This window comes from Shinella kummerowiae, from assembly GCF_009827055.1.
Taxonomy (GTDB): Bacteria; Pseudomonadota; Alphaproteobacteria; order Rhizobiales; family Rhizobiaceae; genus Shinella; species Shinella kummerowiae.
In genome coordinates this window covers 282,307-299,163 of record NZ_WUMK01000006.1, presented here as the reverse complement: position 1 = coordinate 299,163, position 16,857 = coordinate 282,307, and the positions used below count along the sequence as shown (strand labels likewise).

Sequence of the window (16,857 nt, the reverse complement as noted above, 5' to 3'; positions counted from 1 at the left end):
GGTCGTTGCAATGAAGGTCGAAGGCCTCAACATCCATCCGCTGAAGAGCGGCCGCGCCATCCCGGTCGAAAGCGCGACCATCCGCATCGACGGTCTTGCCGGCGACCGGCGCTACATGATCGTCGAGCCCGACGGCCGCTTCATCACCCAGCGCGAACTCCAGGCGCTTGCCCGCGTTGAGGCGACGGCGGTGGGGGAAAGCCTGCATCTCGAAATGGAAGGCCGCCAGATCTTCGCCAGCTTCGAACCGGACGACCGCCTCGACGTGACCATCTGGGATAGCCCGGTGAGTGCTGCCGTCGCCGACGAGGCGGTCAACGAGACGCTTTCCGACTGGTTCGCGCGTCCCGTCAAACTGGTGCACATGGATGCGCTGGCCCTGCGCGCCGAGGGCGAGGATTGGGCAGGCAGTCCGGCGCCGGTCGGTTTTGCCGATGGCTTTCCCGTTCTCGTCACCACGACCGGCTCGCTTGCCGACCTCAACCGGACGCTCGCCGCCAAGGGCCAGGAGCCGGTCGGCATGGACCGTTTCCGCACCAATATCCTCGTCACCTGCGACGAGCCCTGGGCGGAAGATCTGTGGGAAGGCATCGAGATCAACGGCATCACCTTCGATTTCGTCAAACCCTGCGCCCGCTGCATCATGACCACGCAGGACCAGATGACCGGCGAGCGCATCGGCGGCAACCCCATCCAGGGCCTCGCCGAAAAGCGCATGTCCGCCGACCGCCGCGTGCCCGGCGTGCTGTTCGGCTGGAACGCCGTGCCGCGCGGCGAGGGCGAAATCCGCCTCGGTGATACGGTACGCGTGACGAAGACGCGCACCGAGCGCTGGCCGATGAAGATCAGGGCTTAGGTACGGGCGGCGGCGTCGCATCCTTGCATTTTCTGCTCCCTAAGCTTACGTATATCCCAATGGGATATCACAGGGGGCGGCGCATGGCCAATTCAACCGTTTTTACCAGCAACCGAAGCCAGGCCGTGCGTCTTCCCAAGGCCGTCGCCTTTCCGGAGGATGTGCATCTCGTTGACGTCCTCAAGATCGGCCGCAGCCGCGTCATCGTTCCGCAGGGCCAGAGGTGGGACGACCTCTTCCTGAACGGGCCGCGCGTCAGCGACGATTTCATGAGCGAACGGGAGCAGCCGGCAGCGGAAGAGCGCGAAGCCTTCTGATGCTGACCTACATGCTCGATACCAACATCTGCATCTACGTGATGAAAACCTATCCGCCTGCCGTGCGCGAAAAATTCAACGCGCTGGCGGAGCAGCTGTGCATATCGAGCATTACGCTTGGGGAACTGCACTATGGGGCAGAGAAATCGGCCCGCCGCGCTGAAAACCTGATGGCGATCGAACACTTCGTGGCGCGGCTGGAGGTTCTGCCTTTTGCCGACAAGGCCGCGGCACACTACGGCCAGGTCCGCGCCGAGCTGGAGCGGGCCGGCACGCCATGCGGTCCCCACGATATGCAGATCGGTGGCCATGCTCGGAGCGAGGGATTGATCGTCGTCACCAACAATCTGCGGGAGTTCGTTCGCATGCCGGGTGTCAGGGTCGAGAACTGGCTGTAGTCGACCCCGCCACGCATGGCATGCCTAGACCCAGCCGCGCCGCTTGAAATAGAGGAACGGGATCAGCGCGGAGACGATCATCAGGCCGACCGCGTAGGGATAGCCGAAGTGCCATTGCAGCTCCGGCATCAGCTCGAAGTTCATGCCATAGGCCGACGCGACCAGCGTTGGCGGCAGGAAGATCACCGAGGCGACCGTGAAGATCTTGATGATCTGGTTCTGCTCGAGATTGATCAGGCCGAGTGTGGCGTCGAGCAGGAAGTTGATCTTGCCGGACAGGAACGCGGCGTGGTCGCCGAGCGAGACGGCATCGCGCTGCACGAGTTTGACGACCTGACGGACCTCTTTCGAAGGCCGGCGCGTCGGGGTTTCCAGCGCGGCGTGATAGGCGACGAGGCGCGAGATGCTGACGAGGCTTTCGCGCACGCCACTCAGGAAATCGCCTTTGCGGCCGAGCTGTTCGATCAGCGCTTCGAGGTCGCGCGTCTTCTTGCGGGACGGGCCCTTCTTGCTGCGGAAAACCTCGCGTGAAATGCCGTCGATCTCGTTGCCGAGCCGCTCCAGCACATCCGCCATGCGGTCGATCACCGCCTCGATGACACCGAGCATGACGTCCTCGCCGGTCTCGTAGCTGTGGCCGTTGCCGCGCAGGGCCCGGTTGCAGAAGGTGACAAAGGGTTTTGCCTCGGCATGCCGCACCGTGACCAGCGTCGGGCCGCGCAGGATGAAGGTCACCGGCATCTTGGTCGGCTCGTCGCCGTCGAGATTGGTCAATGCCGTCATCGTCATGAAGGCAGCGCCATCCTCCTGGTAGAGACGGGCGGACAGTTCGATATCTTCCATCTCCTCGCGTGTCGGCATCGAGACGCGCAGGGCAGCCTCGACGTCCTTCACTTCTTCATTCGTCGGGCTGAGCAGGTCATACCACAGGGCAGGGGCGATCGCCTGCTCGATGGCGGGGTTGGAAATTTCGCGCAGGCAAAAGCGGTCAGCCTTGCGGGCATAGATTTGCAGCATGTTCGCTCCTCTGAGGCATTCTCGCCATCCGGAGCAGGGCAGTCAGCCCGTTACCGGATAGGTCGCTCGATCGCTCTCGATAGTCGACTGTCGGGGTCCATTGATCTTATCCGGGTTCCATTGGCGTCCTGTGACGCCTGCGGTGCACATGCGCCCAAAATGCTGTCGCGTCAAGCACATCGGGCCATCGGCGGAATCGGATTGTTGCATCAATCCGGCTGATTGCTTGGTCAATTAAATTCGCTTTTGTTAATTGATGGCAGGCCGTAGATTCCGGCTCCAGATTTCGGAGATGCCCATGTCTGCCCCATCCATCGTCGCGGCCCCCGCTGCAAGCCGGCCCATGCCCTGGCCCATCATCATCGCCGGCTCGCTGATCGCCGTGCTGACCTTCGGTCCGCGCTCGGCGATGGGCTTCTTCCAATTGCCCATGTTGCAGGATACCGGCTGGGACCGCACCACGTTCGGCCTTGCCATGGCCTTCCAGAATCTCGCCTGGGGCGTCAGCCAGCCGTTCTTCGGCGCCATCGCCGACAAGTTCGGCACCTGGCGCGTGCTGCTGGCCTCCGGTCTGCTCTATGCGCTCGGCCTGTTCCTGATGTCGCTCGGCACATCGCCGTTGTGGCTGCATATCGGTGGCGGCGTTCTGGTGGGCCTTGGCGTCGGTTCCGGTTCCTTCGGCATCCTGCTGTCGGCCTTTGCGCGCAATGTCACGCCGGAACAGCGCTCCATGGCCTTCGGCATCTGCACCGCGGCGGGCTCTGCCGGCATGTTCCTGTCCGCGCCGCTGTCGCAGGGGCTCATCAGCGCCTATGGCTGGTCGGATAGCCTCGTCTATCTCGCCATCCTCATGCTTCTCGTACCGCTGATCGCCATTCCGCTGCGCGGCAATTCGTCCTCCGGCATCACCTCCGCCACGGAATACAAGCAGACGATTGGCGAGGCGCTGAAGGAAGCGCTCGGCCATCGCAGCTACCTGCTGCTCGTCGCCGGCTTCTTCGTCTGCGGTTACCAGGTCGCCTTTATCACTGCGCATTTCCCGGCCTATCTCGGTGATCTCGGCATCGATGCCCGTTACGCCGTGATCGCGCTGGCGCTGATCGGCTTCTTCAACATCATCGGCTCGCTTGCCGCCGGCGTCATCGGCCAGCGTTATTCGAAGCCCTATTTCCTGGCCTATATCTACATCGCCCGCTCGGTGGCGGTGTCGGCCTTCATCCTGCTGCCGAAGTCGCCGGCCTCGGTCATCATCTTCGCGATCGTCATGGGCCTGCTCTGGCTCTCCACGGTGCCGCCGACCAATGCGTTGGTCGCCATCATGTTCGGCACCAAGCATCTCGGTCTGCTCGGCGGCATCGTCTTCTTGTCGCACCAGGTTGGCTCGTTCCTCGGTGTGTGGATGGGCGGCTACCTCTACGACCATTTCGGCACCTATGATCCGGTGTGGTGGCTCGGCGTGGCGCTCGGTATTTTCGCGGCGATCGTGCACTGGCCTATCCAGGAAAAGGGCGTTTTGCGCCCGGCCGCGGCCTGAAAAAATGATGCCGCCGCCCGAAAGGAATTCGGGCGGCGCTTCTTGCAAACCGTCATAAAAGTTTCTAAATCTGAAGCACCGGCCCATGCCGGTTTTGTTTTACGGCTGTTATGCTCATATTGAGCAAAATAGCGAGGCCGCGGGAAGGCGGCGGAAAGGGAGGGTTTCATGACCACTCTGGCCCGGAATGCGGCAGGAGCCGCCGTCGCGCGTCCGCTGACCGCCGCGGAGCGCTTCGGCGTGCTGGAAAAGCCCGACCTCACCTTTACGCCGGAAATCGCCCGCGAGACCGAGCACCTTTACGAGAAGGTGAAGCAGTTCATTCCCGCCTTCGAATGGCCGGTCTACGCGCCCTATGTCGCCGCGATCAACCGGCTGAAGCGCGAGCGCGGCGCCGTCATTCTCGCCCACAATTACCAGACGCCGGAAATCTTCCACTGCGTCGCCGATATCGTCGGCGATTCACTGCAGCTTGCCCGCGACGCCACCAAGGTCGATGCCGAGATCATCATCCAGTGCGGCGTGCACTTTATGGCCGAGACCTCGAAGCTGCTGAACCCGGAAAAGACCGTGCTCATCCCGGATTCGCGCGCCGGCTGCTCGCTGTCGGAATCGATTACCGGCGAGGACGTGCGCCTCTTGAAGCAGCGGTATCCGGGCGTGCCTGTCGTCACCTATGTCAACACGTCGGCCGACGTGAAGGCGGAGACGGACATCTGCTGCACCTCGTCCAACGTGCTTGCCGTCATCGAGAGCCTGGAGAGCGATACCGTGCTCTGCATTCCCGACGAATATCTGGCGATGAACGTCGCCAAGCAGACCAACAAGAAGATCCTGACCTGGAAGGGCCATTGCGAGGTGCACGAGCGCTTCACGGCGGCCGAACTGCTGTCCTACAAGGAAGCCCATCCCGGCATCGAGATCATCGGCCACCCGGAATGCCATCCGGACGTCATCGCCGTCTGCGATTTCGCCGGCTCCACTTCGGGCATGATCAACTACGTGAAGGACAATCGCCCGTCGCGCGTGCTGCTGGTCACTGAGTGCTCGATGGCTTCCAATATCCAGGCCGAACTGCCGGGCGTCGATTTCGTCAAACCGTGCAATCTCTGTCCGCACATGAAGCGCATCACGCTGCCGAAAATCCTCGACAGCCTGGTGACCATGACGGAGGAGGTTCTGGTCGACCCGGCAATCGCCGACCGCGCCCGCCTCGCCGTCGAGCGGATGGTGAACCTGAAGCAGTAGGCCGCCCTCCATCTGGAGGAGGGGTCTCAATGCCCCACGGCTGGTCTCTCGGAAGGGAGACCGGGCGGTGCGTCGGAGGAGTAAGACATGCCTATTGAAAGTTTTCGCCCACAATCCTGGAACGGCATCGATGATATCGTCATCGTCGGTGGCGGCCTTGCTGGCCTCTTCTGCGCGCTCAAACTTGCGCCGCGTCCCGTTACCATTCTCGCCGCAGCACCGATCGGGCAGGGCGCATCGTCTGCCTGGGCGCAGGGCGGCATTGCCGCCGCGATGAGCCCCGGCGACACGTTCGACAAACACGTCGCAGACACGCTGGAAGCCGGCGCCGGTATCGTCGACGAGAAGATGGCGCGCTTCATGGTCTCCGAAGGCCCGGCGCGTATTCATGACCTTCTGGAATACGGCGTGCCCTTCGACCGCGATCTCGAAGGCAAGCTCATGCTTTCCCGCGAGGCCGCCCATTCCGAGCGCCGCATCGTGCGCGTCAAGGGCGACATGGCCGGCAAGGCGATCATGGAGGCGTTGATCGCCGCCGTGCGCAACACGCCGTCGATCCGCGTGCTGGAAGGCTACGTCGTCGAGGAACTCGTGCGCGAAGGCCGCTTCATCTCGGGTGTCGTGGCGCGGCCGGATGCGGGCCAGTCGAAAAACCGCGTGCATTTCCCGGCGCGCGCCGTGGTGCTGTGCTCGGGCGGCGTCGGCCATCTCTTTGCCGTCACCACCAATCCGTGGGAGGCCTGCGGCCAGGGTGTCGGCATGGCGGCGCGCGCCGGCGCCATCATCGCCGATCCGGAATTCGTGCAGTTCCACCCGACGGCGATCAATATCGGCCGCGACCCCGCACCGCTCGCCACCGAGGCGCTGCGGGGCGATGGCGCCCATCTCATCAATTCCGCCGGCCACCGCTTCATGCTGGATATCCACGAGGATGCCGAACTGGCTCCGCGCGACATCGTTTCGCGCGGTGTCTTCGCCGAGGTCCAGGCCGGCCGCGGCGCCTTCCTCGATTGCACCAAGGCGGTGGGCAGCCACTTCCCCGACATGTTCCCGACGGTCTACGCCTCCTGCAAGGCCGCCGGCATCGACCCGGTGACGCAACCGATCCCGGTCGTCCCCGCCGTGCACTACCACATGGGCGGCGTGCTGACGGACGCGGAAGGCCGCACCTCGATCGACGGGCTGTGGGCGGCCGGCGAGGTCACCTCCACCGGCGTGCACGGCGCAAACCGGCTGGCCTCGAACTCCCTGCTCGAAGCCGTCGTCTTCGCCGCGCGGATTGCGGAAAACATCAAGGGCATGCTGCCGGAGCCGAAGATCAACGACTGGGGCAAGAATGCCGGCGAGAGCGACGACCTCGTGACCATCGAGGACAGCCCGGCGCTGACGCGCCTGCGCCGCATCATGAGCGACCATGTCGGCGTTATCCGCACCCGCGATGGTCTGAGGGCCGCGATCCGCGAGATCGCCACGCTGGAGCGCGAAAACAGCCGCATGCGCTTCCACAACATCGTCACCACGGCAAAACTCATCGCGACCGGCGCATATCTGCGCGAAGAAAGCCGCGGCGGCCACTTCCGCTCGGATTTCCCCGAGCAGAAAGCCACCTGGAAGCACCGCACCTTCCTCACGCTTGCAGAGGCCGAAACGGTGGTGGCGGACCTTTCGGAAACGGCAGCGGCGTAACGGCGCCATCGCGATCAAACAACGAAGCAGGATAAGCCCATGACCACCCCCTATCTTCCCGTCCTCTCGCCGCTGATGGTGGAGGATCAGGTGCGTGCCGCTTTGTCGGAGGATCTGGGCCGGGCGGGTGATATTACCAGCCAGGCGACGATTGCGCCGGGTGTCGTGGCGCGGGCGGAACTGAACGCGCGTGAGGACGGCGTCGTTGCCGGTCTCGATCTGGCCCGCGCGGCGTTCCGGCTGATGGATCCTGCGATCCATTTCGAGGCCTTTGTGAAGGACGGCGACAGGCTTCATCCTGGCACGGTGATCGCGCGTGTTTCCGGGCCGGCTCGCGCGGTGCTTTCGGCCGAGCGCGTGGCGCTCAATTTCCTCATGCATCTCTGCGGTGTGGCCACGCATACCGCGCGGTTTGCCGACGAGATCGCGCATACAGCGGCGAAGGTCTGCTGCACGCGCAAGACCATTCCCGGCCTTCGCGCACTCGAAAAATACGCTGTTCGCATGGGCGGCGGTTCGTCGCATCGCTACGGCCTCGATGACGCGATCCTGATCAAGGACAACCATATCGCGGTTTCCCAGGGTGTCGCCGGCGCCATCCACGCCGCCCGCGCCTTTGCCGGCCACCTCGTCAAGGTCGAGGTGGAGGTGACGACGCTGGAGGAACTGGAGGAGGCGCTGGAGGCGCAGCCGGACGTCATCCTGCTCGACAATATGGGGCCGGAACTGCTGCGCCGCGCCGTCGAGATCAACCGCGATTGCGCCGGCCTGACCGATACGAGCTATGCCGCCGACCCGCGCCGCGTGAAGCTCGAAGCCTCGGGCAACGTGAACCTGAAGACGATCCGCGCCATTGCCGAAACGGGCGTCGACTATATTTCGACCTCCAAGATCACCATGGCCGCGCCGACGCTCGACATCGGCCTTGACGTCGTTGTGAGTTGATCGGGCGGAACCCGCTCGGTTGCGATGCGTTCCGACTCCATAGGAAATCAATCGGAAGGACGCATCATGTTGAAGATCGTTGCGATCGTCGCCGCGACGGGCACCTTTGCCGCACTGGGCGCACCCGCGTTCGCCCAGCAGGCGAAGAACACGGCGCAGGCCAATTTCGTCGACCAGTCCGGCAAGGAAACCGGCCGCGCGCACCTGACCGCCGGAAGTGACGGCGTCCTGTTCGAGGTGGAGGTTTCCGGTCTGACACCGCGCAAATGGGTGGCGCTGCACGTCCACGAGACCGGTTCGTGCGATCATGCCGATGGTCACAAGTCCGCCGGCGGCCATTTCAATCCGGACAAGAAGGATCACGGCTTCGCATCCGCGACCGGCCCGCATGCCGGTGACCTGCCAAACCAGTATGTTTCCGAGGATGGCGTGATGCGCGCGCAGATCTACACGGGCATGGTGCGCCTCGACGATGCGGAGCGTGGCATCCGCGGTCGCGCGTTGATCGTGCATGCGGGTTCGGACGATTATCGCACCAACCCGGCAGGCGGCGCGGGCGATCGTCTCGCCTGCGCCGTGATCGAGTAAACCGGTCTATTGTGCCGCAAGATCAGCGGGTTGCTGCGCGTTGTGGTAGGTGACCTGCGGGAACGGGATGGAGATGCCGCGGGCATCGAAGGTGAGCTTGACCCGCTTGATCATCTCTCGGGTCGTCGCCCACCAGTCCGGCGTGTCGACCCAATAGCGTAGCGTGACGACGACGGCGCTGTCGCCGAGGCTGTCGATGAAGACGCTGGGTTTCGGTTCCGCAAGGATGCGCGGCTCGGCCACCGCCAGTTCCTCCATGGTGCGCACGGCAAGGTCGAGGTCGTCGTCATAGCCGATGCCGACCTGAAGGTCGTGGCGACGCGTGCGCTCGCGGCTGTAGTTGGTGACCGGTGTGTTCCACAGCGTGGAATTCGGTGCCAGCCGGTAAAGGCCGTCGAGGCTGCGCATTTCGGTGGCGAACAGGCCGATCTCGACGATGGTGCCGGACACCTCCGGTGTCTCGATATATTCGCCGACGCGGAATGGTCGCAGCACCAGCAGCATGATGCCGGCCGCGATGTTCTGCAGCGTGCCCTGCAAGGCGAGGCCGATGGCAAGGCCGGCGGCGCCGAGCGCGGCGATGATGGAGGCGGTCTGCACGCCGAACTGGCCGAGCACCGTCACGAAGACGAGGACGAGCATGCCGTAGCGCAGGATGTTCGCGAAGAAATGAGCGAGCGTCATGTCGATGCCGCGCACATGCGAGAGGCCGCGCAGCGCCCAGCGATGCAGCAGCCGTGAGAGGAACCAGCCGAGCACGAAAAGCACGATGGCGCCGAGAATAGAGAAGGAATACTGCACGGCGAGCGCGCTCGCCTGTGTAAGCGCCGCGCGTGTCGCGACGATGAGTTCGTTTGCCTGTTGTTCCATAGGCCCTTTCCCCTAATTGACGTCGAAAGGGGGGAACGCCACGGCTCCCAGATAAGTTCCGCAGAAAATTCAATCGTTTGGTTCAGCGCATGCCGACCTTGAGGCCGGGCGCGGGGCGTTCCTCATAAATGCGGCGGCGGAACCGGAAGAGGGCGGCAGGACGGCCGCCCGTGGCGGAGGTGGAGCCGCCGGTGGGCTCGACGAGTTCGGCGCCCTCCACCAGGCGGCGGAAATTCTGCTTGTGCAGATGCCGGCCGGAAATCGCCTCCACGGTCGCCTGCAACTCGGTCAGCGTGAATTCCGGCGCCATCAGTTCGAAGATCACCGGGCGGTATTTGATCTTGCCGCGCAGGCGCGCCATGGCGGTCGCGAGAATGCGGCGGTGGTCGTGGCGCATGGCGATGCCGGGGGCGGTGCCGCAGGATCGGGCACGGCCATCCGTCACGGCCTCTTCGGCAAGGCCGGCTTCGTAGAGCAATTCATAGCGTTCGAGGACGAGTTCCTCATCCCAGGGGAAATCCTCTAGGCCGAAGGCGAGGCGCATCCGGTTGCGGGGCGACGGTAGGGCGGGAACGCGTTGCGTATGGATGAGTTCGGAAGCCCAGTTTTTCAAGGCCGGCAGGATCACCTGGTCGATGACGACCGGTCGGCCCTGCCGCCAGTCTTCCCAGGGCAGGTAGGAATACCAGTCGCGCCATGCGGCACCGGCTTCGGCCAGGCGTTCGTTCGCCTCGGCGTCGGTGCGGGTCAGTGCGAGATAACCGACCGAGACCATGTGCGTGCCGGCTTCGTCCGGCAGTTTCTGGCGGCCGCGGTCGCCGAATGTATAGAGTTGCTCGATATAGCCGAGCTTCAGCGCCGTCTGCGCCTCGACGCTGGCGCGCAGGCTCGTCTCGAAGGTCCGGTGCTGCTGCGGATCGAACGGCCCGAAGGGCAGGGCGTCACGGCCGTTCGTGCCATCGCCGCCGATTGCGAGAATGCAGGGGCTGCGGCCGGAAATCGCGACGACCGCCGCATTGAGGCCGATTTCGACCGGCGGGCGGGCGGTGGTCTCCGTCATCGCTCAACGGACTCCGGCACGGCGGAAAAGGAAAACGGGCTGTCGCCGACATAGTCCGCGCCCCGGCCGATCGCCCTGACGGCGGCAATCAGCCGGCCGCCGCGGGACAGCACATGGTCGCCGATCTCGATCAGCCGCGCATTCGGCGTCGCCTGCACGGAGGCGCGGCGCAGGCGCTGCGCCAGGTCGTGCTCGTCCTGATCCGGCTCCACCGCCAGCGCGGCGAGCAGGGCTGCGGCCGGCGAGCGGGAGACCCCCATCATGCAATGCACGAGCAGCGGCGCCTGCCGGTCCCAGCCGCGGGCGAAGCCGACGATCGCGGTGACATGCTCCTCGCCCGGCGCGACGAGATTTCCCGTGCCGGCAAAGGCGATGTCGTTGACGCCGAGGATCATGTGACGCTCGGCGGCGATGACGGCCGGCCGGTGAAAACCCTGCTTCGGCGCGACGAGGCTCAGCATTTCGCGACAGCGGTGGCGCACCGCAAGTTCCGCGATTTTTCCAAGCGGTGCGACGACGATCGTGTCCATCGTCACACCGTCGCTGCGAGAGGGCCGCGCCCGCGGTCCAGGGTCTCGAAACGTTCGACAAACCGCCGCTGTGCCTCGATGGCGGGAAGGGGCGCAACGTCGAGCATGTCGAGCGTAATGCCGCGCGGCGCGCCGAAGAACTTGACGGCTTCGGCATGGGAAAAGCCGGCCAGTTCCGTCGCCTCGAAGAAGGCAGCAACCTGGTCGGCCTTCTTGATCTTCGCCTTCAGCGCGGCGGGTGTTGTCGATGGCAGGCCGAAGCGCAGATGCACGGCCGCCTCCAGTCGTTTTTCCACCGTCTTGTAGCCGCCGCCGACGACCGCCTTGAACGGCGAGATCATGTCGCCGATCACATATTCCGGCGCATCGTGCAGCAGCGCGATCAGGCATTCGCCGGCATCGCAGCGGTTCTGCTGGCGGAAGATCGCCTCGACGACGAGCGAATGCTGCGCGACGGAAAAGGCATGATCGCCGTTGGTCTGGCCGTTCCAGCGCGCGACGCGGGCAAGGCCATGCGCGATATCGGACAGCTCTATGTCGAGCGGCGAGGGATTGAGCAGGTCGAGGCGGCGGCCGGACAACATGCGCTGCCAGGCGCGCGGTTCCGTCTTGGCGCGCGTCGCCCCGCTCATTGCGCCGGCACCTCCGAAGCCTCTTGCGGGAAGGTGAGGCCGGTCCAGGCGGGAAGCTCGAGGGTCACGGGCACGCCATTGGCGGTGATGGGCGTATCGCTCTGCATGGCGTCCGCCGCGCGGTCGATGCGCACGATGGCGAGGCCGAGCGTGCCGGAGACGCTGCCGAGCGTGCCGATCGGCTTGCCGCCAGCCAATAGCTCGGTACCGGTCGGGGGAAGGGCGGCCTCACTGCTGACGATGACGGGCCGGCGGCGGGCGGTGCCGCGATGCTGCATGCGGGAGACGACCTCTTGTCCCACATAGCAGCCCTTGCGGAAGGAGAGGCCGCCGGCGAGATCCAGGATGATGTCGTGCGGGAAGGCATCGGACAGCGCATAATCGCGGCCGGATTCCGGGATGCCGGCGCCGATGCGCAGCGTGTCGTAAAGCGCCGGATCGTCGCTGCCACCACCACCCGGGCGGCGCGAGACATCGCGGCCCGCCCTGGCGAACCGGGCGTCGCGCGGCGCATCGGCTTCAACGTCGTCCCAAGCGATGGTCACGTCGCTCTCCTCGACGACGGCAAGATCGACCGCGGCGCGCAGCTTGTACATGGTCAGCCGCTTCAGCAGCGTATCCCGCTGGTCTTCCGTCGTTTCGATCAGCAAGGCGTCCGTGCCGTCGCGGCGGATCAGGAAGTCGAAGAGGATCTTTCCCTGCGGCGTCAACAGTGCGCCGGGGCGGATCTCGCCTTCGGGCAGGTCGGGCAGGTTGGTGGTGATGAGCGCTTGCAGGAAGGTTTCGGCATCCTTGCCGGAAAGGCGGAGAAAGGCGCGGCCGGAAAGCGTGACGGAAGGCATGATTCGATCCAGATTTTCGCGCACCGGCACCAGCCGGCGGCAGGCGGTGCACCAATGCACCCGTTGAGACAGAAGTAGAATGGCCGGGCGGCTTTCGCAAGGTCACGGCGCTCGTGCCGCGACGGCCGGTGCCCTTGCTGGTCATTGTCCTCGCCCCTTGTCGGTAGGCTGGGGATGGGTATGAAGGAGGCCCCATCAGAGCGAGGCCGAGACATCATGACACCAGCGCCGCTGCCCGACGATGCCTGGTCCGCCTGGCATCCGGCGGAACTCGCCTGCCGGCTTGCCGGTGTTGCACGCCCATGGTGCGTCGTCGGCGGCTGGGCGCTCGATCTGTGGCACGGCGTAGAGACGCGGCCGCATGAGGATCTGGAATTCACCATCCTACGCGCCGACTTCCCACGGTTTCGCACGGCCCTGTCGGGGCTGCGTTTGCATGCGGTCGGCGATGGCCATGTCGAACCGCTTGCCGCGGGGGCGGTGCCACCCGCGGACATCGCTCAGGTCTGGTGCGAGGACGTCGCCGCGCGCTGCTGGCGCGTCGACATGATGCTGGAGGACGGCACCCCGGATATCTGGATCTACAAGCGCGATCCCTCGATCCGGCATGCGCGCGGCGCGATGGTGCGGACAAACGGCGAGGGCATTCCCTACCTCGCGCCGGAGGCCATTCTGCTTTTCAAGGCAAAATACAGGCGGGAGAAGGACGAGGCGGATTTTGCGATGGCGTTGCCCAAGCTCGACGCGGCGCAACGGCACTGGCTGAAAGCCGCAATCGCAAAGGCCCACCCGGATCACGCCTGGATTGGCGCGTTATAGGGTCATTCGCCGGTGACGAAGAATTTCCACTGACCGTCCGGCGTGATGCCGAGGCGATAGAAATTGTAGCTGCCGAACTCCTGCATCTCGGCGAAGTCGCCGGCCGTCACGATGCGCAGGAGCTCCACTTTCTCCGGTGGCGTCAGGCCGGCAAGGGGCTTTTCGGCGAAGTAGGGCCAGACATACATTTCATCCGGCGTGCCAGCGCCGACATGGGCAAAGCCGGTCGCCAATATGTCGAGCAGGATTGCCAGCACCTCGATGCCGTCATTGTCGCCGGATTGGCCCTTCAGCGTTTCGACCGGGCCTTCCTCGGTCTCGACGAGGGAGACCTGGGTCTCGGTCATGCCTTTGCCGAGTAGGGGACGAAGCCGTTCGATATCGCCGGAGGCGGCGGCTTCGACGATCAGTTCACGCATGCGGCGTACGGCTTCCGGCGCCTTGGCGATGTCATGGATGATCTCGGCCGGCGTTTGAGGCTCTTCGACGGTGGCGTCGTCGCTCGAGGGCGTCTCGTCCGCCGGCTCGGTCACCGCTTCGTTCCTGCGAATCAGCGGGTCGGGCATCGGCAGTTCGATGGGGCCGGTTTCGTCCTTCTGTTCTTCTTCGGCCGGCGGCGTTTCTTTGCCTTCGGCCGGCTTCTGCTGCACCTGGCCCTGTTCGTTCTTCAGTTCGCTGAGGGCAAAGGCCGGACGCACGGGCGCGGTAAGCGCCGTCGTTCCAAAAAGCACCGACAATACGATGAGGCTGCTGTGGAACAGCTTGTTGCCGTCAGCCGACATCTGCATGACCTGTCTTTCCAGCCTGGAGCATTTTCAACGCAATTCCGCTACGCATTTCTGCAGGAATTGCTCTATTGCAGGATGCGCTCGGGGGAGAATTCTCCAGCCAGCAAACGCTCGCGCAGCGAATCAAGCATGGCTTCCGCACCGCGTTCGCCCTGCGTGCGGATCGTCTCGCGCAAGGCGAGCGCAATGGCCGCGTCGGCGATGATTTCCGGTTCGATACCGTCCGCCATTCCGTCAGCCCAGGCCTCGTTCTGGTATTCCAGAGCGGCCTGCATCTTCTCGTGTACGATCATCTCGTCGATATCGTTGAGAGTAGGTTCCATTGATCGGTCCATGCGCGGCATTCAGTTCTTACTCGACTGTTAACGACCTTAGCAGCCTTTTCCCAAAACGGCACTGGCTGCCGAAGAAAGAGGTTAATTAACCGCTAATTTCCGAAACGGGCGGTAATTTCTGTGGCAAGTGTTGCACCTTCGTTACGGTATCTCTCTTCTGCGACAACCGCCGAGTCGGTGCAAGCAGTATAGATGGCGGCGAAGGAACGGTATCCACGATTGAACGCGGCGGTCAGCTTTTCCTGCCGTTTCGGTTCATTTGCCGCTTCCATGTCGATCAGGCGCTGCACGGAAGCGCGCCAGTTGTCCTCCGCCTTGTCCATGCACAGATTGCGCAGGTAGTGGACCGCGCCGATGATCTCGGAAAGCCGCTCCAGCCGCTCGTCATAGGGTGTGGGCTTTTCCTCTGCGGGCGCCGCGCTCGGCGTTTCCTTGGCTTTGTCGCCGGCCGCCTGCTGGGCGAAAGCCGGCGCCGCGAGGAGAAGGCTGAAGAGGAGGAGAAGGCGAATCACCGTCATGCGCTCCGCTTCGCCCGCTCGGCTTCCAGCCGCGCGATACATTCGCGCACGCTGTCGGGCGCGGGCATATGGGCGATCTCGTCCGCCGAATACCAGCCGACGCTCGCCGCATCATCGGAGGCGACCGCCGTGGCCATTGGGTCGGCCTTCACCTTGAAGACGGAGAGAAAGAAGGATGGGCTGCCGGGGCCTTCTTCGCGGCCGGGCAGGTCATAGGTCGCGAAAAGCATGGGCTTTTCGGCGCGAATGCCGGTTTCCTCGTGCAGTTCGCGCAGCGCCGTTTCGGCCGGCGTCTCGCCGTCCTCGCCGCGTCCGCCGGGAAAGGCGTACATCGCATCCGAGGGCGGCTTGCTGCGCAGCACGAGCAGATAACGCCCGTCGCGCTCGATGATGGCAGAGGAGGCGGGCTGGGGCTTCTTCGATTTCTTCATCGCTGTCCGGTTCGCTTGCGCTTGATTGACCCCTTATAGGCAAAGTGCGATGACGACGCCATGTGTGGACGATTTGCATTGCTGGCCAAGGCCGATCTCATGCGCGAGTTTCTCAATGTCGTGAACATGGAGGACCCGCCGGCGCGCTACAATATCGCGCCGACGCAGCCGGTGCTGATTGTCGTCGCCAGTGAAAAGCAGGAGCCCGGCAGCAACCTGCCGGAGCGCAAGGCCATGCTGGTGCGCTGGGGCTTCATGCCCGGCTGGGTCAAGGATCCGCGCGACTTTCCGCTACTCATCAATGCGCGTGCCGAAACGGCGATCGGCAAGGCGTCCTTCAAGGCCGCCATGCGCCATAGGCGCATTCTCGTGCCGGCCTCCGGCTTCTTCGAATGGCGAAGGCCAGCGGAGAAGGGCGCGAAGTCGCAGGCCTATTTCATCCGCCCGAAGAAGGGCGAGGTCGTCGCCTTTGCCGGCCTCATGGAAACCTGGTCCTCGGCGGATGGATCGGAGGTCGATACCGGCGCCATCCTGACGACGGCGGCGAACAACGATGTCGCCCGTATTCACGACCGCATGCCGGTCGTCATCCGTCCGGAAGATTTTTCCCGCTGGCTGGATTGCAAGACGCAGGAGCCACGGGATGTGGTGGATCTCATGACGCCGATCGACGACGGCTTCTTCGAGGCGATCCCGGTGTCCGATCGGGTCAACAAGGTCGCCAATATGGGGCCGGAAATCCTGGAGGCGGTCGTGGAGGAGGCGCTGCCGGAAACGAAAAAGGGCGCACACGCGCCCCCACCGTCAGATCAGCTTTCGCTTTTCTAGCCTCGATCCCTGTGCCGCAAACCGGCTCAGTCGTAGAGCGGCTGCAGCACGGCCGGAATGTCGTGCTCGCGGCGCTTGTCCTTGCGCTTTTGTTCGGGCTTGCACTGCGTGGCAGCCACGACGGCGCGCAGGCCGAGCGGCTTGTAGCGCTTCTGAAGGTTCTCTTTGGCTTCGGTATTCTGCACCGTTTCAGTGCGTGCGGTCGACATTGTCACTCTCCTGAAGTGTCTTTCATCGGGCGGCCCATTCGAATTTCCCCTGGTTGCTGCCCCAATGACCTATGCATTTACGTGACCTGTTCGGCCAAATTCTGCTCAAATCTTGATCGCTCTGCGGCGAATGGTCGAAATGGGCGGGTTTTTGCGATCAAGAATTGTGACTGCTGCTAACATTCATTTGCGCGGTGTCTGGCGCACGCGTCCCTGAAGGAAGGCGGCGATGATGGCGCGTAGGCTGAACGGGTTCTCCTGCTTTTCTCCGGGCAGCGGCCGCTCCTCGCAGCGATCGGAATTTTCACATGGCTTGGCATCCTCGCATTTCGTGTTCCTCATGGCGTCCCCCTGGTTTTCCGGCGATTGCGGGCCGGTTCGACGGTTCCTTTCTCTCACGGGGGCA

22 protein-coding genes are annotated in these 16,857 nt (G+C 64.1%); 10 read left to right on the top strand and 12 right to left on the bottom strand.

Features of this window, described 5'->3' with window-relative positions; translation table 11 throughout:
• Nucleotides 1-10: 10 nt before the first annotated feature.
• The 3 genes from GR138_RS17580 (at nt 11) to vapC (ending at nt 1,571) form a co-directional block, all read left to right on the top strand.
• Nucleotides 11-856, top strand: a complete 846-nt coding sequence (locus GR138_RS17580; protein WP_160860550.1) for an MOSC domain-containing protein — start codon at nt 11-13, stop codon at nt 854-856.
• An 83-nt stretch (nt 857-939) separates the two neighbouring features.
• Nucleotides 940-1,173, top strand: a complete 234-nt coding sequence (vapB, locus tag GR138_RS17575) for a type II toxin-antitoxin system VapB family antitoxin (RefSeq protein ID WP_160860549.1) — start codon at nt 940-942, stop codon at nt 1,171-1,173.
• Nucleotides 1,173-1,571 carry a type II toxin-antitoxin system toxin VapC gene (gene vapC / locus GR138_RS17570; RefSeq protein WP_160860548.1) on the top strand — a complete coding sequence of 133 codons (399 nt, stop codon included), beginning with the start codon at nt 1,173-1,175 and terminating at the stop codon, nt 1,569-1,571. Before vapB ends, vapC begins: the two co-directional genes overlap by 1 nt.
• A gap of 24 nt (nt 1,572-1,595) precedes the next feature.
• Here the strand turns inward: vapC and GR138_RS17565 are convergent, their stop codons facing one another.
• A complete protein-coding gene (locus GR138_RS17565; RefSeq protein WP_160860547.1) occupies nt 1,596-2,588 on the bottom strand; it encodes a magnesium transporter CorA family protein in 993 nt (330 codons plus the stop codon).
• A 298-nt stretch (nt 2,589-2,886) separates the two neighbouring features.
• On the opposite strand from GR138_RS17565, the gene GR138_RS17560 reads away from it, so the two are divergent.
• The 5 genes from GR138_RS17560 to GR138_RS17540 all read left to right on the top strand — a co-directional run bounded on the left by GR138_RS17560 (nt 2,887) and on the right by GR138_RS17540 (nt 8,589).
• Complete coding sequence (locus tag GR138_RS17560; protein ID WP_160860546.1) at nt 2,887-4,122, top strand: MFS transporter; 1,236 nt, start codon at nt 2,887-2,889, stop codon at nt 4,120-4,122.
• A gap of 168 nt (nt 4,123-4,290) precedes the next feature.
• On the top strand, nt 4,291-5,370 hold the full coding sequence (gene nadA, locus GR138_RS17555) for a quinolinate synthase NadA (protein ID WP_160860545.1): 1,080 nt from the start codon (nt 4,291-4,293) through the stop codon (nt 5,368-5,370).
• Nucleotides 5,371-5,457: 87 nt separating this feature from the next.
• On the top strand, nt 5,458-7,056 hold the full coding sequence (locus GR138_RS17550; RefSeq protein ID WP_160860544.1) for an L-aspartate oxidase: 1,599 nt from the start codon (nt 5,458-5,460) through the stop codon (nt 7,054-7,056).
• Nucleotides 7,057-7,095: 39 nt separating this feature from the next.
• The gene (gene nadC, locus GR138_RS17545) at nt 7,096-8,001 is read left to right on the top strand and encodes a carboxylating nicotinate-nucleotide diphosphorylase (RefSeq protein WP_160860543.1); all 906 of its coding nucleotides are present in this window, start codon (nt 7,096-7,098) and stop codon (nt 7,999-8,001) included.
• Nucleotides 8,002-8,070: 69 nt separating this feature from the next.
• Complete coding sequence (locus tag GR138_RS17540) at nt 8,071-8,589, top strand: superoxide dismutase family protein (RefSeq protein WP_160860713.1); 519 nt, start codon at nt 8,071-8,073, stop codon at nt 8,587-8,589.
• Nucleotides 8,590-8,595: 6 nt separating this feature from the next.
• Here GR138_RS17540 and GR138_RS17535 read toward each other — a convergent pair whose 3' ends face one another.
• From GR138_RS17535 to ygfZ, 5 genes are all read right to left on the bottom strand, one after another.
• Nucleotides 8,596-9,459, bottom strand: a complete 864-nt coding sequence (locus GR138_RS17535) for a mechanosensitive ion channel family protein (RefSeq protein ID WP_160860542.1) — start codon at nt 9,457-9,459, stop codon at nt 8,596-8,598.
• An 82-nt stretch (nt 9,460-9,541) separates the two neighbouring features.
• On the bottom strand, nt 9,542-10,519 hold the full coding sequence (locus GR138_RS17530; protein WP_160860541.1) for an NUDIX hydrolase: 978 nt from the start codon (nt 10,517-10,519) through the stop codon (nt 9,542-9,544).
• On the bottom strand, nt 10,516-11,049 hold the full coding sequence (locus GR138_RS17525; protein ID WP_160860540.1) for a tyrosine phosphatase family protein: 534 nt from the start codon (nt 11,047-11,049) through the stop codon (nt 10,516-10,518). The genes GR138_RS17530 and GR138_RS17525 overlap by 4 nt, the downstream gene beginning before the upstream one ends.
• A 2-nt stretch (nt 11,050-11,051) precedes the next feature.
• The gene (locus GR138_RS17520; protein WP_160860539.1) at nt 11,052-11,681 is read right to left on the bottom strand and encodes a YfbR-like 5'-deoxynucleotidase; all 630 of its coding nucleotides are present in this window, start codon (nt 11,679-11,681) and stop codon (nt 11,052-11,054) included.
• A complete protein-coding gene (ygfZ, locus tag GR138_RS17515; RefSeq protein ID WP_160860538.1) occupies nt 11,678-12,523 on the bottom strand; it encodes a CAF17-like 4Fe-4S cluster assembly/insertion protein YgfZ in 846 nt (281 codons plus the stop codon). Before ygfZ ends, GR138_RS17520 begins: the two co-directional genes overlap by 4 nt.
• Before the next feature lie 216 nt (nt 12,524-12,739).
• Between ygfZ and GR138_RS17510 the strand changes: the two genes are divergently transcribed.
• The gene (locus GR138_RS17510) at nt 12,740-13,342 is read left to right on the top strand and encodes an amino acid transporter (protein ID WP_160860537.1); all 603 of its coding nucleotides are present in this window, start codon (nt 12,740-12,742) and stop codon (nt 13,340-13,342) included.
• 2 nt (nt 13,343-13,344) lie between these two features.
• On the opposite strand, the gene GR138_RS17505 is transcribed toward GR138_RS17510, so the two are convergent.
• The 4 genes from GR138_RS17505 to GR138_RS17490 all read right to left on the bottom strand — a co-directional run bounded on the left by GR138_RS17505 (nt 13,345) and on the right by GR138_RS17490 (nt 15,414).
• On the bottom strand, nt 13,345-14,130 hold the full coding sequence (locus tag GR138_RS17505) for a hypothetical protein (RefSeq protein ID WP_246200544.1): 786 nt from the start codon (nt 14,128-14,130) through the stop codon (nt 13,345-13,347).
• Between the two features lie 65 nt (nt 14,131-14,195).
• Nucleotides 14,196-14,465, bottom strand: coding sequence for a hypothetical protein (locus GR138_RS17500; RefSeq protein WP_202402700.1), 270 nt, complete (start codon nt 14,463-14,465; stop codon nt 14,196-14,198).
• Nucleotides 14,466-14,557: 92 nt separating this feature from the next.
• The gene (locus tag GR138_RS17495) at nt 14,558-14,983 is read right to left on the bottom strand and encodes a TIGR02301 family protein (RefSeq protein WP_160860535.1); all 426 of its coding nucleotides are present in this window, start codon (nt 14,981-14,983) and stop codon (nt 14,558-14,560) included.
• Nucleotides 14,980-15,414, bottom strand: coding sequence for an NUDIX hydrolase (locus GR138_RS17490; protein WP_160860534.1), 435 nt, complete (start codon nt 15,412-15,414; stop codon nt 14,980-14,982). The genes GR138_RS17495 and GR138_RS17490 overlap by 4 nt, the downstream gene beginning before the upstream one ends.
• 60 nt (nt 15,415-15,474) lie before the next feature.
• Here GR138_RS17490 and GR138_RS17485 point away from each other — a divergent pair, with 60 nt between their 5' ends.
• Nucleotides 15,475-16,242 (top strand): SOS response-associated peptidase, encoded by a 768-nt coding sequence (locus tag GR138_RS17485; protein ID WP_160860533.1) that lies wholly within the window; start codon nt 15,475-15,477, stop codon nt 16,240-16,242.
• Between the two features lie 26 nt (nt 16,243-16,268).
• On the opposite strand, the gene GR138_RS17480 is transcribed toward GR138_RS17485, so the two are convergent.
• Both GR138_RS17480 and GR138_RS17475 read right to left on the bottom strand, forming a co-directional pair.
• Nucleotides 16,269-16,451 carry a hypothetical protein gene (locus tag GR138_RS17480; RefSeq protein ID WP_160860532.1) on the bottom strand — a complete coding sequence of 61 codons (183 nt, stop codon included), beginning with the start codon at nt 16,449-16,451 and terminating at the stop codon, nt 16,269-16,271.
• 183 nt (nt 16,452-16,634) lie between these two features.
• Nucleotides 16,635-16,793 (bottom strand): hypothetical protein, encoded by a 159-nt coding sequence (locus GR138_RS17475; RefSeq protein WP_160860531.1) that lies wholly within the window; start codon nt 16,791-16,793, stop codon nt 16,635-16,637.
• Nucleotides 16,794-16,857: the final 64 nt, after the last annotated feature.

What these genes read in the sequence shown, in the direction of transcription:
- GR138_RS17530 (WP_160860541.1), bottom strand. Translation starts at nt 10,519, where the DNA reads ATGACGGAGACCACCGCCCGCCCGCCGGTCGAAATCGGCCTCAATGCG.
- GR138_RS17490 (WP_160860534.1), bottom strand. Translation starts at nt 15,414, where the DNA reads ATGAAGAAATCGAAGAAGCCCCAGCCCGCCTCCTCTGCCATCATCGAG.
- GR138_RS17565 (WP_160860547.1), bottom strand. Translation starts at nt 2,588, where the DNA reads ATGCTGCAAATCTATGCCCGCAAGGCTGACCGCTTTTGCCTGCGCGAA.
- vapC (WP_160860548.1), top strand. Translation starts at nt 1,173, where the DNA reads ATGCTGACCTACATGCTCGATACCAACATCTGCATCTACGTGATGAAA.
- GR138_RS17550 (WP_160860544.1), top strand. Translation starts at nt 5,458, where the DNA reads ATGCCTATTGAAAGTTTTCGCCCACAATCCTGGAACGGCATCGATGAT.
- GR138_RS17480 (WP_160860532.1), bottom strand. Translation starts at nt 16,451, where the DNA reads ATGTCGACCGCACGCACTGAAACGGTGCAGAATACCGAAGCCAAAGAG.
- GR138_RS17535 (WP_160860542.1), bottom strand. Translation starts at nt 9,459, where the DNA reads ATGGAACAACAGGCAAACGAACTCATCGTCGCGACACGCGCGGCGCTT.
- GR138_RS17500 (WP_202402700.1), bottom strand. Translation starts at nt 14,465, where the DNA reads ATGGACCGATCAATGGAACCTACTCTCAACGATATCGACGAGATGATC.
- GR138_RS17520 (WP_160860539.1), bottom strand. Translation starts at nt 11,681, where the DNA reads ATGAGCGGGGCGACGCGCGCCAAGACGGAACCGCGCGCCTGGCAGCGC.
- GR138_RS17510 (WP_160860537.1), top strand. Translation starts at nt 12,740, where the DNA reads ATGACACCAGCGCCGCTGCCCGACGATGCCTGGTCCGCCTGGCATCCG.
- GR138_RS17525 (WP_160860540.1), bottom strand. Translation starts at nt 11,049, where the DNA reads ATGGACACGATCGTCGTCGCACCGCTTGGAAAAATCGCGGAACTTGCG.
- GR138_RS17485 (WP_160860533.1), top strand. Translation starts at nt 15,475, where the DNA reads ATGTGTGGACGATTTGCATTGCTGGCCAAGGCCGATCTCATGCGCGAG.
- nadA (WP_160860545.1), top strand. Translation starts at nt 4,291, where the DNA reads ATGACCACTCTGGCCCGGAATGCGGCAGGAGCCGCCGTCGCGCGTCCG.
- GR138_RS17505 (WP_246200544.1), bottom strand. Translation starts at nt 14,130, where the DNA reads ATGCAGATGTCGGCTGACGGCAACAAGCTGTTCCACAGCAGCCTCATC.
- GR138_RS17475 (WP_160860531.1), bottom strand. Translation starts at nt 16,793, where the DNA reads ATGAGGAACACGAAATGCGAGGATGCCAAGCCATGTGAAAATTCCGAT.
- ygfZ (WP_160860538.1), bottom strand. Translation starts at nt 12,523, where the DNA reads ATGCCTTCCGTCACGCTTTCCGGCCGCGCCTTTCTCCGCCTTTCCGGC.
- GR138_RS17495 (WP_160860535.1), bottom strand. Translation starts at nt 14,983, where the DNA reads ATGACGGTGATTCGCCTTCTCCTCCTCTTCAGCCTTCTCCTCGCGGCG.
- vapB (WP_160860549.1), top strand. Translation starts at nt 940, where the DNA reads ATGGCCAATTCAACCGTTTTTACCAGCAACCGAAGCCAGGCCGTGCGT.
- GR138_RS17560 (WP_160860546.1), top strand. Translation starts at nt 2,887, where the DNA reads ATGTCTGCCCCATCCATCGTCGCGGCCCCCGCTGCAAGCCGGCCCATG.
- GR138_RS17580 (WP_160860550.1), top strand. Translation starts at nt 11, where the DNA reads ATGAAGGTCGAAGGCCTCAACATCCATCCGCTGAAGAGCGGCCGCGCC.
- nadC (WP_160860543.1), top strand. Translation starts at nt 7,096, where the DNA reads ATGACCACCCCCTATCTTCCCGTCCTCTCGCCGCTGATGGTGGAGGAT.